The organism is Streptomyces sp. NBC_01477 (genome assembly GCF_036227245.1).
In the GTDB taxonomy this organism is placed as follows: domain Bacteria; phylum Actinomycetota; class Actinomycetes; order Streptomycetales; family Streptomycetaceae; genus Actinacidiphila.
On sequence record NZ_CP109445.1, the window covers coordinates 745,871 to 761,205 of the forward strand.

Genomic DNA, 15,335 nt, shown 5'->3' on the forward strand with positions numbered 1-15,335 from the left:
CACCACATGCGTGGTACAAATATCTGAGGAAATGAGTCCGGTTGCGATATCGAGGGGCCTGCGGGCGGCCGTGACCGCCGGACGTGCGCGCATCAGCGCAGGCACGCCAAAGCCCCCGATTAAATCACCAGTCAAAGATTGGCTGAGCACGTTTCCCCCGTGCACGCTTCCCCCTCTTTTTTACCCCGTAAGGTGTATGCGTAAGGTCACAGTAGCGGTGACGTGTCTGATTGTCACCCCCGTCCCACTCAGCGCACACGTGCACTCGTGAGCAGGGGGACAAAAGCCGCGCCACCCGCCGGGATCCGGCCCCTCCCGACCGCCCGGCCGCCCCCGGCGCCACTCCCGGAAGATCACGTACGGGCGTACGCCGACGGGCGGTCCGCGGCGCCGCCCCGACCGCCCGCCGGCCCGGGCACCCCCCGGAAACGGAGCCGGGCCGCGGCGCGCCGCGCCCCCGCCGGCCGATCGTGAAACCTGCGAACCCATCAGCGCCGCATCGCGGTACAGTAATATTCGCACGCGTTTCAAAACGGATGGGAGAGCGATGAACGCGATCGACCCTGCTGCGGTGAGGGAACGGTCCACGCCATTGTCGGATGCCGATTCCGCAGCGGAACAGACCATGGGGCAGCTGCTGCGCCCGTATGTCCGGAATTTCGCGGTCGTTGTGGTCCTGCAGGTGGTCGGCGCCCTCGCGGGTCTCGCCCCGCTGCTGGCGGTCGTCGAGCTGGGTCGCACTCTGCTGTCGTCCGATCCTGTCGACCACCACCATGTGTGGGCCGTCGTGATCGCGGGTGCGGCCGGCCTGTTCGTCCGGCTGCTCTGCACTGCCGCGTCCACCGCCGTCGGGCACATCCTCGACGGCAAGGTACAACTGACGTTCCGCCGGCAGCTCGCGGCGCGCCTGGGGCGCGTACCGATCGGCTGGTTCTCGCAGCGCAGGACCGGCGAGCTGGCAAAGGTGGTGGGCGAGGACGTAAGCGCCGTGCACCCGTTCATCGCGCACACTCCCGGTGAGCTCACCTCCGCATTCGTGGTGCCGATCGCGTCGCTGATCTACTTGTTCACCGTCGACTGGCGGCTCACGCTGATCACGCTGGCGCCGATTATCATCGCATTCACGCTGGTCCCCCTGATGCAGACCCCGACCCGGGTGCGCGAGCAGGAGGAGTTCGACAACGGCATGGGGCGGATTTCGAGTTCCGTCGTCGAGTTCGTCCAGGGCATCTCGGTGGTCAAGGCGTTCGGCGGGTCCGGGCGCTCCCACCGTAAATTCCTCGACGCGGCGAACGACTTCGTCGCCATCTTTTACAAGTGGGTGCACGGCATCTCGAAGATCGCCGCGGGCATGCAGCTGGTGCTCTCGCCGCCCTTCGTGCTGCTGGTGGAGCTGATCGGCGGCGCCGCCCTGATCACGCACGGCGGTATGGCCCCGGCCGACCTGCTGCCCTTCCTGCTGCTCGGGCTGGGCCTGACCGCTCCGCTGGCGGCCCTCAGCCACGGCTTCGACGACATCCAGGGCGCGGCGCGCGCGGTCGGCCGGATCAAGGACGTGCTCGCGGTGCCGTCGCTGCCGGAGCCCGCGCACCCGGTCGCGCCGCAGGGCCACCGGGTGGAGCTGCGGGACGTGCGGTTCGGCTACGAGGCCGACCACGAGGTGCTGCGCGGGGTCGACCTGGTCCTGGAGCCCGGCACGGTCACCGCGATCGTCGGACCGTCGGGAAGCGGGAAGTCCACCCTGGTCCAGCTGCTGCCGCGGTTCTTCGACCCGACGCACGGCTCGGTCCTGCTCGGCGGGGTCGATCTGCGGGAGGTCGGCAGCCGGGAGCTGTACCGGACGGTGTCCTTCGTCTTCCAGGACGTCCGCCTGCTGCGCGCCTCGATCGCGGACAACATCGCGCTCGCGGCGCCGCACGCCGAGCTGGACGAGGTCGTCCGCGCCGCCAAGCTGGCGAACATCCACGACCGCATCCTCGAACTGCCCCGCGGATACGAGTCGGTGGTCGGCGAGGACGCCGGACTGTCGGGCGGCGAGGCACAGCGGATCTCGATCGCCCGCGCGCTGCTGACCGCCGCGCCCGTTCTGGTGCTCGACGAGGCGACCGCCTTCGCCGACCCGCAGACCGAGCAGGCGGTGCGCCGCGCCCTGGCGACGCTGGAGGGCGACCGGACGGTGCTGGTCATCGCCCACCGCCTGGAGACGGTCGCCGACGCCGACACCGTCGTGATGCTGGAGGACGGGGCGGTCGTCGAGCACGGCAGGCCCGCGGACCTGCTCGAAGCGAACGGAAAGTTCGCCGCGTTCTGGCAATCCCACCGTTCGGCGGTCGCCGACGAGATCGACACCCGCGGTGGCGTACTGCAAGGAGACGAGCCCCGATGATCCGAATGCTGCTGCGCGTACTGGGAGACGAGTACGCCAAGCCGATGCGCCGCACCGTCGCCCTGATGTCGACGACCGCGGTGGCCGAGGGCCTGTCCTACGCCCTGATCGTTCCGGTGCTGCGGGCACTGTTCGGGGACACGCCCTCCGACGCGTGGCCCTGGCTGATCGGCTTCGGGGCCGCGGTCGCGGTGTACGCGGTGCTCCGCTACATGAGCGATCTGTCCGGCTTCCATGTCGGGACCGATCTGCTGCGCGGCATGTACCACCGGGTCGGCGACCACCTGGCCAAGCTGCCCATCGGCTGGTACAGCGCGGGCCGCCTCGGCGAGGTGTCCGTGCTGGCCAGCCGCGGCATCCTCCAGGCGATGAGCGTGATCGCGCACCTGCTCACCCCGCTGATCTCCGCCTGCGTGACCCCGCTGACGATCGTGGTCGTGATGCTGGCCTTCAACTGGCAGATGGGGCTGGCCGCGCTGATCGCCGTACCGCTCGTGGCGGCGATCCAGATCTGGACCGGCCGCTCGATGGCCGCCAGGGACGAGGAGCGCGCGGAGCTCGACCACGAGGCCAGCAGCCGGGTCATCGAATACCTCCAGGCGCAGCCGGTGCTGCGGGCCGGCGGGCGTACCGGCGAGCGCTTCCAGCTGCTCGACGACTCGCTGCGCGACGTGCAGCGCGCCTCGCGCCGCTCGACGCTCACCGCGCTGCCCGGCGCGCTGGGCCTGACGCTCACCGTGCAGACGGTCTTCACCGGGCTGCTGGCGCTGGGCGCCTACCTGGCGCTGGGCAACCACATCGGGGTGGCCGAGGTGCTGACCATCCTGGTGCTGGCCGCCCGCTGCGCCGATCCGCTGCTGTCGCTGTCCGACATGGGCGGCAAGCTGCGCGGTGCGCGCTCGGTGCTGACCCGGCTCGACGCGGTGCTGCGCACCGAGCCGCTGCCGGAGGCCGCCGAGCCGATCCAGCCGGTGCGCCACGACCTGGAGTTCGAGTCCGTCGCCTTCCGGCACGGCGACCGCACGGTGATCGACAATGTGTCGCTGTCGGTGCCCGAGGGGCAGCGCCTGGCGGTGGTCGGACCGTCGGGTTCCGGCAAGAGCACCCTGCTGCAGCTGCTCGCGCGCTTCTACGACGTGGACGCGGGCGTGGTGCGCGTCGGCGGTGTGGACGTGCGCGCGATCAACACCGAGGTGTTGATGTCGCAGATCGCCATCGTCTTCCAGAACGTCTACCTCTTCGACGGCACGATCGAGGACAACATCCGCCTCGGCCGCCCCGACGCCGACGAGGCCGACGTGCGGGCCGCGGCGACCGCCGCGCGGCTGGACGAGGTGATCGAGCGGCTGCCCGGCGGCTGGGCGGCGAACGTCGGCGAGGGCGGCGCGCTGCTGTCCGGCGGTGAACGCCAGCGGGTCTCGATCGCGCGGGCGCTGCTGAAGAACGCGCCCATCGTGCTGCTGGACGAGGTGACCTCCGCGCTGGACCCGGTCAACGAGGCGGCCGTCCACGAGGGCATCGAGCGCCTGATGGCGGGCCGGACCGTGGTGATGGTGGCGCACCGGATGCGGACCGTCCGACGCGCCGACCGGGTCGTCTTCCTGGACGGCGGCCGGATCGTGGAGGAGGGCAGCCACGACGACCTGCTGCGCCGCGGCGGTCGCTACGCCGACTTCTGGCACATCTCCATGGCCCCCGCGGTCAGCGAATGACAGCCGGTCCGCCCGCCGCCCGACAAGGCGGCGGGCGGACCGCCGGGGCAGCCGGCCGTGCCGGGGGATCCCGCCGCACGGCCGCACACCAGGACGGGCCGGTCGATGTCGACCGGCCCGTCCTGGTGTGCGCGGCAGAGGTCAGTTCTCGGCCGGCACACGCTCGGTGACACGGCGGACGGAGCCGGCCGGCTTCGCCTCACGGGTCTCCACGCCCGCCAGGCGCGCGTAGCGCTCGGGGTGCGCGGAGCGGATCCACAGGGCGTACACGGGGCCGAGCACCGCTCCGGCCAGGATCAGCCAGGGCAGCGCGTGCACCACCGGGTTGTCCGTGCCGGTCATGGTGTCGAAGTTGATCACGACGAGCGCGGTGGCGACGCCGAGGCCGACCAGGCCGAGCGCGGGTGCGAGCACCGTACGCCACCAGTGCCGGTCGGGCCTGCGCCAGAAGAAGCCGATGACCGACAGGCAGGCGGCGGCCTGGAGGAAGACGATGCCCAGGGTGCCCAGGCCCAGCATGCTCGTGGCCAGACCGAGGTAGGGGTCCAGTCCGCCCAGGGCGAATCCGGCGGCGGCCAGCAGGCTGAACACCGTCTGCGTCAGGCTCGCCCGGTACGGGGAGGAGTGCCGCGGGTGCACCACGCCGAGCGCGCCCGGCAGCACCCGCTCGCGGCCGAGCACGTACATGTAGCGGTTCGCGGCATTGTGCAGCGCCAGCCAGCCGGCGAACAGGCTCAGGCACAGCAGAACCTGCATGACCGTGGTGAGCGCGGACGTGAGGTAGTCGTCGCTGAGGTTGAAGAAGAGGTTGCCCAGCTGTTCGCCGGCCACCTTCTGCACGTTGCCCGCGCCGACCGAGCCGACCGCGATCCAGCTGATGAACCCGTAGAAGAGGGCGATGAGCGAGATGGCGATGTACGTGGCGCGGGCCACGCTCCGCTCGGGATTGCGCGCCTCCTCGCCGTAGAGCGCCGCCGACTCGATCCCGATGAAGGAGATGAACGCGAACATCATCGTGACGCCCATGCCGGGGTTCGACAGGGTGTGCGGGGTGAACGAGGTGCCGGGCAGCGCGGATCCGCCGTGCCGGATCAGCACGGCCACGGCGAGGAGCACCAGGATGGCGACCTCGCAGACCATGGCCACCGCGAGCACCCGGACGCTCAGGTCGATCTGCCGGTATCCCAGCACGGCGACCACGGCCAGGCCGGCCGCCGCCCATATCTCCCAGCGCAGGTGGAGCCCGTGCTGGGCGGCGACGAGCTGGGCGAAGTAGGAGAAGGAGCCGAGCAGTCCGACGGAGGCGGTGTTGTACGCGACCACGGCGATGAGGCCGCCGGCCACCGCGGGCGGTCTGCCCAGGCCGCTGGAGATGTAGGTGTAGAAGCCGCCGGCGTTGACCACCCGGCGGCTGATCGCGGCGTAGCCGACGCAGAAGCACATCAGGGTCAGGCCCGCGAAGACGAACACGGCGGGCACACCGGGGCCGTTGCCCAGGGCGAACGCCAGCGGGACGGTACCGACCATGGCGGCGAGCGGAGCGGCGGCCGCGATGATCAGGAAGACGATCTTCGGAGTGTTGAGACTGAGCGAGAGCTGCCCGCGCTCGGACGGCGGCGCGGACGGGGACGGGGTCGTGCTCATGGGCGCTTTCCTATCGTGAGGGCCCGGATGGCCGGCCTGCGGCCTTGCCATCCGGGAGCCTCAACCCGCCGGCCGTACCGCTCTGCTGTCCATCACCGGAAGGTCGCGGGCCATCTCTGCCCGCTGAGGGGGTGGTGCGTTACGAGAATTGAGGCTGTTGTCCACCGGGGGGCCGCCGCGTCCGGGCATCGGGCCCGGTCGGCGACCACCCTTCGACAAACAACTCCCGCGCTTTGGACCGCTGCAGCTTCCCGCTGGTCGTCTTGGGAATGCTGCGCTTGGGGACCAGGTGGATCCCGGCGGCCCTGACGCCGGTCCGCGAACTGACCGCGGCGGCGATGGACTGGCGCAGCGCGTCGTGCTGTTCGCTGTCCAGTTCCGTCTCGACGATCAGGTGGAGTTCCTCGGACTCGCTCTGATCGTCGCGGTACCCGACCGCGATCACGGCGCCCAGGCGGACACCGGGGACGGTCTCCGCGGCCTGCTCGAAGTCGGACGGAAGGTAGTTGGCACCGCGGATGATGACCAGGTCCTTGGCCCGGCCGGTGATCCGCAGGCCGCCGTCGCGCAGATAGCCGACGTCGCCGGTCTTCCACCAGTCCGGCGCGTCGATCGCCGCGGCGGTCGCCTCCGGGAGGTTGAAGTACCCGACCGTGCGCGAGGGGCTGCGGAACTGGACGTGGCCGATCCGGTTCTCCGCCAGCTCCCGGCCCTCGCCGTCCACGATGCGGACCTCGGCGCCGACCACCGGCTCACCGCAGTCCACGATCTGCATCGCGTCCGCGCTCTGCGGGTCGGCGTCGACCACCAGCGCGTCCGCGACGGCGGTCTGCCGGTCGATGGAGTCGAACACCAGCGGCCCGTCCTGGCGCGTCGTGGTGATGGCCAGCGACGCCTCGGCCATGCCGTACGCGGGTGTGAACGCGTGCGGCGGCAGGCCCCAGCGGGCGAAGCGCTCGGTGAAGCGCTGCGCGGTGCCGGGCTGGATGGGCTCCGCACCGCAGAGCGCCACACGCCAGGACGACAGGTCCACGTCCTCGAGTTCCTCGTCGCGCACCCGGGCGGTCACATAGCCGTACGCGAAGTTCGGCGCGGCGGCGAACGCGCCGCGGTATTCGCTGATGTACCGCAGCCACTCCCCCGGTGCGCGCAGGAACCGGGTGGGCGGCATGAGCACCGTGCTGCCGCCGGAGTACACCGGGCACAGCAGCCCGGTGATCAGGCCCATGTCATGGTAGAGAGGCGCCCAGCTGACCGTCGTGTCCGCCTGCGTCCAGCCCAGCGCGCCGACGAACTGCTCGCAGTTGGCGGCCAGGTTGGCGTGCGAGATCATGACGCCCTTGGGCGTACCCGTCGAGCCCGAGGTGCACTGGATCAGCGCCAGGTCGTCGGTGTCCGGCAGCCGCAGCGGGTGCATCGGCGCGTCGCTCGCGCCGGCCCGTGCGTAGAGCACGTCGCCGTCGACCAGGTTGGTGTCGGCCAGGTTCGGGAACGCCTCGATGACCGCTGTCGTGGTGACGATCGCGGCCGGCCGCAGGTATTCCACCAGGTCTTTCAGCTGGCCTTCGAATCCTGCGGCGCCGCCGAAGCGGATCGGCACGGCGATCGCCGTCGGCATCGCTCCGAGCAGCTGGGCGCCGAAGAAGGCGGTCATGAACTGCGGGCCGGTCGGCAGGCAGAGCACCACCCGGTCACCGTGGCCGACGCCGTACTCCGCGAGGGCCGCCGCGCTCCGCGCTGCGCTCTCGACGAGAGCGTCGTAGCGCAGCGGGACCTTCTTGCCCGGTTCTTGGATCAGCGTCACCACTGATCCGTCGGAACCGCGTTCCGCCTGTGCCAGTAAGGCATGCAGAATGCTCGGGAAACGCGGACGAAGTTCGGTCATCCTATGTGCTCCTCGATAGTGCTGCCGAACTGATCGACGATCCACGGTTGTACCGAGATGTCGTCGGAGACGATGCGGGCGGGGTGGAGCCCGTGTCGGGCGGCGAGGTCCCTGGCTGCCAGTACGCCTGCCGAGGACAGACCGCCGTAGGACGGGCTCGGCGTCTCGGGCTCGAAGCCGAGCCCGATCGTTTCTGCCATGCAGGAGTAGAGGATCCCCGGCGGCAGGGTGATCCCCGGGAAGTGGGGAGTCTGCATACCGGGAAGCTGGATGCGGCCGCCGGACACCAGGGTGACGTTCGACAGGCCGGTCACGGCCGGGTGCACGTCGCCGGGGACCGCGAGGTCGCAGACGAGGATCTTCCGGTCGCCGGCGAGGTGGTGGGGAAGGATCACCGGGTCGGCCGAGTTGGTGGCGCTGACCACGATCGGGCAGTCCCGCAGCGCGTCGAGGTCCTCGGCGATCGAGACGTCCACGACGCTGGAGAGCCGCTTGGCGACCGTCGCCAGCCGCCGGGCCGAGCCGGGCCGGCCGACCAGCACCATCGAGTCGCAGTGCGGGGCGATGAGTTCGGCCATCACGGCGCCGATGTTGCCGATACCGCCGACGAGTCCGACCCGGCGCTCACCGGGGCCGGCCGCGGCCAGCTCCAGGCGCAGCAGGTCGTAGGCGCAGGCGGCGGTCAGCGAATTGCCCGACGTGACCCTGATGCTGCTCTCGACGACGTCGCGTGCGGCATTGGTGACGATCGAGGTGTGGCCGCCGAGGCCGATGACCTCGGCGCCGAGTGCGACACCCAGCTCCACCGCGTCGAGCACGGTCCGGCGCAGCCACGCCCCGTGCCCGGTGCGCAGCGCGGCGACGGCCTGGCCGGCGGTGAAGGGCGCCGCCACCATGATGACCTCGACCTCCCCCTTGCTCTCGGAGGTCACCCGGTGCCTGACGACCTCGAAGGGGTCGAGCTCGCCCCACATCCGGTCGAGCGCCGCCTCGCACTGGTCGTCGGACCACGCCGCCAGTTCGGGCGCCATGGACCACAGCTTGCCGGGGACGTCCAGGTTGGCGAGGAAGGCGACCCGCGTCACGTCGCCGCGGCTGCCGCTGTGCAGCACCGGCCAGTCGCGCCGCGGCAGCGGGACATGCTGCGGCGGCTGCCACACACCGGCCGGCGGTACGGTCAGGTGGTCGAGCAGCGTGGTGTAGTCGCCCCGCGAGAGCAGTCCCGCGACGTCGTCGAAGCCGGCGGCGATCCGGTCCACGTCGGCCGGCTCCAGCAGCGCCGACGGCTGGACCCGGACGGTCGTGGGGGCGGACAGGGTGGGGATGACCCTGATCGCGTGGGTGTGCAGCAGCCGGCCCGCGATCAGGTAGCCGAGCGACTCGGTGTCGAACACCTCGCGCAGCAGGCCCGATTCGGGCTGCGGCAGATGGAATTCGATACCCAGCAGAAGTCCGCGGCCGCGGACCTCGATGATGGCGTCCGGCCAGCGCTGGGCGACCTCCGTCAGCCGCTCGCGCAGCAGCACGCCCGTCTCGATGATCCGGTCGCGGTAGGTGAACGACAGGTCGACCGCCGCCGTGGCGATCCGCGACGAGAAGTCGTCGTCGGCGAAGGTGGAGGTGTGGTGGCGGCCGAACTCCGGCACGTACCGCTTCTCGTCCACCAGCAGCGCCGAGATCTTGGCCAGGCCGCCGCCGAGGGACTTCGAGAACAGGTAGTAGTCGGCGGCGACACCGGAGCCCTCGGAGGCCAGGAAGGTGCCGGTGCGCCCCATGCCGCACTGGATCTCGTCGAAGACCAGCGCCGCTTCGTGCCGGTCGGCCAGCTCGCGCAGGGCGGCGAGGGTCTCGGCCGGCACCTCGTGCACGCCGGACTCGCCCTGGATGGGCTCGACGAAGCAGGCGGCCACCGGGGACAGGTGGCGCACCTGCGAGTGCGCCACCCCGGCGGCGTCGACGGTCACCGAGTACACCGGGACGCGGTCGGAGTCGAAGGCGGTCACCACGTGCTGCGGCGACCAGTCGCTCAGCCGCCGGTGCCGCGGTCCTGGCACATGCAGATCAGCCGGCACATTGCCGCCGTGGGTCAGCGTGCCGGCACCGGCCGTCTTGCCGTGGAAGGCGTTCCGCAACGAGACGAAGACCGGATCCGCCGTGCGCAGGTCGGCGATCCGGTCGAGGGCCTCGCTCAGCACCTCGGCGCTGGAGCGGCCCTGTGCGGGACCGCTCGCGCAGACGAGGTCCGCGACACCGTCGCGGTGCGCGCGCCGCAGCGCGACCTCGAACTGCTCCTGGAGCGCGCCGAGCCGCCGGCGGTGCTCGACCGTCGCGTGCTTCACCGCGGCTTCCACCGCCTCCGCACCGGTGCTGCCGAGGGTGACCACATAGCTCGCACCCGTGGTGGCCCCGACGATCTCCGACAGCCGCTGCGCCAGCTCGGCCGCGCCCGGGCGGATACTGGCCTGGGCGTTGAACGGGATCCGCTCCTCGAAGCACTGCCGGGCCACGTCGAGCAGCGCCGGGTGGTTGTGCCCGAACAGCGAAGAACCCGCGCCGCCGACCAGGTCGAGGACCTGGTCGGTGCCCTGGTCCGCGCCGGCCGGCAGCTTCCGGGTCAGGTGGTCGCCCTGGCCGCCCTGGTAGATCACGTCCAGATGCAGCGCGCGGAAGAGTCTGGCGAACTCCGGCCGGGCGTATCGCGCGAAACCAGATTCAGCGTTCATGCGTCGCTAGCCTCCTTGCCCGACCGCACGGCCAGGGACGCGGTGACCTGGTCAACGGCGTCCCGCAGTGTCTGCATCGCAGCCGCCTGCTCATCCGAAATGTGCACATCGAACTCGGCTTCCATCTCGACCACCAGATCGATGGACCGAATGGAATCGAGACCGTAGTCCACCAGCGGGACGTCGGGATTGATCTCAGGTACCTGCAATTGGCGACGGAACAGTTCATCGACGACGTCGAGAATATCGCGGTTCATTGCGTTCTTTCCCCCAATCGCTGCACTATTCCTTCGGCCGATACGGGCGCAGAAGGACAAGGCGAATCGTAAAATTCAAGGTCGTATCGCCACGGCGAACGAGAGATCTGCCTGCGAGCGGATCCACACCGATACCGGTTCGCCGCGGTACGACGCGGTCAACGCGCCGTCGGACCGGGTGAGTTCGATCCGCCAGAACAGAAAATCGCCCAGCGTGCCGGTGCCGTTCATGGCCTTGAAAGCTGCTTCCTTGGCCGCGAACAGCTCACGCGGGGTGTACTCCCCGGCCGGCGGGAGCAGCGTGTGCCGCTCCCGCTCGCTGAGGACGAATTCGGTCATGCGAGGACTGATGGCCGCGTCCTCGATGTCGACGCCGACCGCGTCCGCACCGGGAACGACCACCGCGACCGCCAGGCGGTCGGTGTGCGAGATCGAGCCGGCGAACCCGCGCGGGAAGCGCGGGCGGCCGTCGGGATCACGGGGCACGGTCAGGTCCGCGGACCCGGCCGCGGCCAGGGCCGCGGCAGCCGCGCCGCGCCCCGCCGCGAACTGCTGAGCCGGTCCGTGGGGCCAGGGCACCGGATGGAACTCGAGCGAGGTCGCCGGTGTGACGCCCGCGGGAATCTCCAGCTCAACAGTCACCGTGTGTCCTTCAGTTGCGCAGCGCTACGACGTGACCCGCCAGCGAATCGATCGAGCGCAGCACCTCCGGCTGGACGTCGTCGTCCCACTCGAACCCGAAGGCGTCCTCCATCGCCACCAGCAGACTGACCAGTGCGGTGGAGGGCACCCCCGCCTCGCGCAGCGACACGGTGTCCGACACCCTGTTCACGAAAGTGCCGTCGCGGAACAGGTCGACCAGCAGTTCACGAATGCGCTGCCGGACTTCGACTTCCGTGTCAGACATGCGATTCCGCTTCTTCGATGAACTTGCGCACGATCACCTGGAAGCCCTCGGGGTCGTCGAGGAACGGCACGTGGCCGGCCTTCGGCATGATCTCCAGGCGGCCCTTCGGGAACAGCGCGGCCAGTTCCTTGCCGGCCGTCGGACTCAGCAGGATGTCGTCGTCGCCGAGCGCGATCACCGTCGGCGCCTGGATACGGGTCAGCAGCTCGGGGCTGGGGTCGCCCTGCTGGGCGAGGGTCAGACCGTTGGTCAGCTCCTCGGGGGTGGACATCGCCAGGAAGCTCTCCCGCAGCCCGAGGAAGCCGGGCGTGCCCGACTCCTGGTTCATGTCGGTGCTGATCACCTCGGGGTACATGTGGCTGTACAGCGCGGTCATGCCGTGGGACTTCAGCGTCAGCAGCCAGGCCCGCTGCAGACCCCGGTGCCGCCGCATGCCCTGCGGGCCGACGACCGGTCCCGCCAGCACGAGGCCCCTGACCCGGTCGGGGTAGGCGAGCGCCACGTCCCGGGCGAGCTGGGTGGAGGCCGACGTGCCGATCAGGTAGGCCGAGTCGATCTCCAGCGCGTCGAGCAGCGCGATCAGGTCCTCGGCGTGCTGCTCCCAGGTCGGCTCGGTGTCCCCGTGCGTGGATGCGCCGTGGTTGGCCAGGTCGTAGCTGACGACACGGTAGTTCTGGACGAGGTCCTCGGTGTACTCACGCCAGAACGGGGCGGTGAAGAAGAAGTTGTTCAGCGTGACAATGGCAGGGCCCTCGCCGGTGGACTCGTAGTAGAGCTCGACGCCCTCCCTGGTACGGATCCGCGGCGTGTCCCGGTACTCCAGGTCGTGGTGGTCCTGCGCTTCATCGACTGACATTGCTTTCCATCCTTTACTTGTTCCGACGACTCAGGCGCCCGGAAGGACGTGCGCGTACGCGGCGACGACGTCGGCCGCCGAGATCTCACTGGAGATGGCACTGCAGGACTGGCCGCAGTACATCGCCATCTCCTCGATACGGCCGGTGGTCGCATCGGTGGGCACCGCGGAGCTGAAGCGCGGCACCAGGTAGGGCTTCCCCTCGACCACCGTCTTGCCGATGAACTTCTTGGCCTGCTCCGGGTCGCTCGTCACGGCCGTCGCCAGCACGCGGTGCCGGCGGCCCGGCCAGCCGATCTCGTAGACATCGGTGATCACGGTGTCGGCCTGGTCCGCGGCGGTCACCGCCGCCTTGAAGTAGGCGTGCGCCCGCGACTCGTGGGCGACGACGAAGGCGGTGCCGAGCAGCACCCCGTCGGCTCCCGCGGCCAGTGCCCTGGCGGCCTCGTCGGGCGAGCCGATGCCGCCCGAGGCGACCAGGCAGGTGTCGGGCAGCTCGGCGCGCAGCGCGGCGACCAGTTCGTCGCGCTGCGAGGTGCCGAGCAGGTGGCCGCCGGCCTCGATGCCCTGGGCCACCACCACAGCGCCCCGCTCGGCCGCGTGCACACCGTCCTCGACGGTCCCGATCTGGACGACCAGCTGGCGGCCCGCGGCGACGATGCGCTTGAACACCGCGTCGTCCTCGGGCATGCCGAACAGCGACAGGTAGACGCGCTCCGGCGTCTCGTCGAGCACCTGGGTGATCTGGTGGTCGAGCTCGTCCGGGCCGACGACCTCGGGGATCAGGTTCACCCCGACGGGCCGGTCGGTGCCCGTGGCCAGCCGCTCCAGCATGGCCGACAGCGCGGCGTCGACCAGCTTGTAGCCGCCCGCGCAGCCCGCCGCGCCGGCGTTGGACACCGCGCACGCCAGGTCAGCGCCCGCGACACCGCCCATGCCCGACTGCAGGAGGCCGACGTCGATGCCGAGCACCGCTGCCAACGTGGAAGGCATCAGCTCAGGCTCTCGACCGCAGTCACCGCGGCGGCGGTGCTGCCGAACCGCTCGGTCAGGGTGTGCACCCACCGCTCCAGGCCGAAGGCGAGGCAGCTGGTGTGCGCGGACTCGCCGTTGACCTGGATGGCGCACCGCTCACCGAAGAAGTTCCGGTGGTAGTTGACGGAGCCGATCGCCAGGCCGTTGACGACGAACTCCTCCTTGACCGGGAACAGCCGCTGCATCTTCGCCTTGCCGCTGTTCTTGTCGAAGAACGGGTCGGTGGCGACCTCGAGCTTGAAGTCGAGCCCGAGTTCCGCGCACAGGGCCGTCACGGCGTCCTTGGCACGCAGCAGGTGGCTCTTCGCCACCTCTTCGGGGCCGATGCAGACGATCTCGCGCATGGAGAAGCCCAGCAGCCGCTGCAGGCCCTGGTAGTGGTCCTCGTTGCGGAAGCACGTGCCGACCGTGGTGCGCATGGCGCCCTCGGGGGGCAGTGTCGAGCCCGCCAGGTCGAGGTAGATCGAGTAGCACGCCGCCGAGGGCAGCGCGAACGCGGTCTGCTCCATCACCTCGGCCGGCACCCGGTCGATCGGCCGGGGCGAGTCCGCCAGCAGGGCGCCGAGGCGCTCCGGGTCGAGCCGGGTGGCGGCCAGGCCCAGGTGCGGGAAGTTGTCGTAGTAGTCGAAGGTGTCGAGGTCCTTGCAGCGCATCAGGAACGGGAAGCGGAACTCCGGCGCGTCCCAGCCCTCGGCCAACCGCAGGAACACCGCCTCGATCGCCCGCAGCAACCGCAGCTGGCTGCCGTCCAGAACTCCCAGGCCGTTGTCGGTCGCTGTGGTCACTGTGCCGCTTCCTTGTTGAAGAATCGTGCTTCCAGCGCGTTGAGGGTGCGGAAGTCGTCCAGATCCAGGTCCTCCGGATCGATCGGCTCTCCGGTCAGCTCCTCCAGCAGGAAGATGAACTCGACAAAGGCCAGCGAGTTGATGGCCCGGCTGTCGATCAGGTCCAGATCGTCGGACACCTGGTCGAGCTTGGGGTTGCGGCCCAGGATGAACTCCCGGACGGCCTGCATCGGCTCGGTCGTCACTTGATCACTTCCCGGCCCACGCCGGACTTGGAAAGGAACTTCCGGGTCCGCTTCAGCACCTGGTCGTGCGCCTCGATGCGGGCGGGGTGCTCCAGCGCGCGGCGCCGCAGCGCCAGCGCGTCCGGGATGCCCGCGTCGCGGTAGGCGGCCGGGTTGTAGAGGGTGCCGATGCTGTACTGGAGGTAGCTCTCCAGGTATTCGGCGACCACCGGCACCTCGTCGGGGTCGCGCTGGACGACCTGGGCGAGCAGGTTGGTGAAGACCATCCGGCCGAACGCGACGTGCCGGCTCTCGTCCTGGTGGTGCACCCGGTTGATCTCACGGGCGATGTGCGGCAGCGACTGGTCGGTCGCCATGTGCGCGTTGTAGTAGTCGACGATCTCCTCGAAGATCAGGATGCGCGCGAAGATGACCAGCTCGCGGGCCACCTTCGAGAGGTGCTCCACCGAGTCGGCCTTCAGGGTCGGCTGCGCCGGGTACAGCTTGCCGCCGTAGCGCAGGCAGAACTGCGCGAAGAACCACATGTGCTCGTTTTCCTCACCCACGAAGTGGTGCAGGAACTCCGAGACGTTCGCGTAGGTCCGCTCGTGGATGCGCATCACGACTTCGCTCAGCAGCTCACGGATACCGTGGATGTTGAGGCTGAAGAAGTTGATCGCCTCGTATTTGGTCAGGGCGATCTGCTGCTCGCGGGTCAGCTCGTCCCACATCGGCGTGCCGGCCAGCGTGGTGAGGCTCTCGCTCATCCACGGCATGTCGGGCTCGATGGTCGCCGGCCAGTCGAACATCGTGTACGGGTTGTAATAGCCGGATTCGGCCAGCTGCTCCAACCGGTCGAGTTCCAGCACGACCGGTTCAATCTCACGTACCGCCATTGTCACTTGCCCTTTCAAACGGAGT

The 15,335-nt window shown here is 70.0% G+C and carries 13 protein-coding genes; 2 read left to right on the forward strand and 11 right to left on the reverse strand.

Going from position 1 to position 15,335, the window contains the following annotated elements; genetic code table 11:
• The first annotated feature begins 625 nt into the window (after positions 1-625).
• Together OHA86_RS02970 and OHA86_RS02975 are read left to right on the forward strand one after the other, a co-directional pair.
• Complete coding sequence (locus OHA86_RS02970) at positions 626-2,386, forward strand: ABC transporter ATP-binding protein (protein WP_329172211.1); 1,761 nt, start codon at positions 626-628, stop codon at positions 2,384-2,386.
• Positions 2,383-4,098, forward strand: coding sequence for an ABC transporter ATP-binding protein (locus tag OHA86_RS02975; RefSeq protein ID WP_329172213.1), 1,716 nt, complete (start codon positions 2,383-2,385; stop codon positions 4,096-4,098). Before OHA86_RS02970 ends, OHA86_RS02975 begins: the two co-directional genes overlap by 4 nt.
• Before the next feature lie 141 nt (positions 4,099-4,239).
• On the opposite strand, the gene OHA86_RS02980 is transcribed toward OHA86_RS02975, so the two are convergent.
• From OHA86_RS02980 to OHA86_RS03030, 11 genes are all read right to left on the reverse strand, one after another.
• On the reverse strand, positions 4,240-5,742 hold the full coding sequence (locus tag OHA86_RS02980) for an APC family permease (protein WP_329172215.1): 1,503 nt from the start codon (positions 5,740-5,742) through the stop codon (positions 4,240-4,242).
• A 139-nt stretch (positions 5,743-5,881) separates the two neighbouring features.
• Positions 5,882-7,546: a fatty acyl-AMP ligase gene (locus OHA86_RS02985; RefSeq protein ID WP_329172217.1), complete on the reverse strand. Its 1,665-nt coding sequence runs from the start codon at positions 7,544-7,546 to the stop codon at positions 5,882-5,884.
• A gap of 77 nt (positions 7,547-7,623) precedes the next feature.
• Positions 7,624-10,350: an aminotransferase class III-fold pyridoxal phosphate-dependent enzyme gene (locus tag OHA86_RS02990; RefSeq protein WP_329172219.1), complete on the reverse strand. Its 2,727-nt coding sequence runs from the start codon at positions 10,348-10,350 to the stop codon at positions 7,624-7,626.
• Complete coding sequence (locus OHA86_RS02995) at positions 10,347-10,607, reverse strand: acyl carrier protein (protein WP_329172221.1); 261 nt, start codon at positions 10,605-10,607, stop codon at positions 10,347-10,349. Before OHA86_RS02995 ends, OHA86_RS02990 begins: the two co-directional genes overlap by 4 nt.
• Before the next feature lie 75 nt (positions 10,608-10,682).
• On the reverse strand, positions 10,683-11,249 hold the full coding sequence (locus tag OHA86_RS03000) for a 4'-phosphopantetheinyl transferase superfamily protein (RefSeq protein WP_329172222.1): 567 nt from the start codon (positions 11,247-11,249) through the stop codon (positions 10,683-10,685).
• A 10-nt stretch (positions 11,250-11,259) separates the two neighbouring features.
• Positions 11,260-11,514 (reverse strand): hypothetical protein, encoded by a 255-nt coding sequence (locus tag OHA86_RS03005; protein WP_329172225.1) that lies wholly within the window; start codon positions 11,512-11,514, stop codon positions 11,260-11,262.
• A complete protein-coding gene (locus tag OHA86_RS03010; protein WP_329172227.1) occupies positions 11,507-12,370 on the reverse strand; it encodes an alpha/beta fold hydrolase in 864 nt (287 codons plus the stop codon). Before OHA86_RS03010 ends, OHA86_RS03005 begins: the two co-directional genes overlap by 8 nt.
• Positions 12,371-12,400: 30 nt before the next feature.
• Entirely contained in the window at positions 12,401-13,363 is a 963-nt protein-coding gene (locus tag OHA86_RS03015) for an NAD(P)H-dependent flavin oxidoreductase (protein ID WP_329172228.1), read from the reverse strand.
• Positions 13,363-14,190 carry a hypothetical protein gene (locus OHA86_RS03020; protein WP_329172229.1) on the reverse strand — a complete coding sequence of 276 codons (828 nt, stop codon included), beginning with the start codon at positions 14,188-14,190 and terminating at the stop codon, positions 13,363-13,365. The genes OHA86_RS03015 and OHA86_RS03020 overlap by 1 nt, the downstream gene beginning before the upstream one ends.
• On the reverse strand, positions 14,187-14,435 hold the full coding sequence (locus tag OHA86_RS03025) for a phosphopantetheine-binding protein (RefSeq protein WP_329172230.1): 249 nt from the start codon (positions 14,433-14,435) through the stop codon (positions 14,187-14,189). Before OHA86_RS03025 ends, OHA86_RS03020 begins: the two co-directional genes overlap by 4 nt.
• A complete protein-coding gene (locus OHA86_RS03030; protein ID WP_329172232.1) occupies positions 14,432-15,310 on the reverse strand; it encodes a diiron oxygenase in 879 nt (292 codons plus the stop codon). The genes OHA86_RS03025 and OHA86_RS03030 overlap by 4 nt, the downstream gene beginning before the upstream one ends.
• Positions 15,311-15,335: the final 25 nt, after the last annotated feature.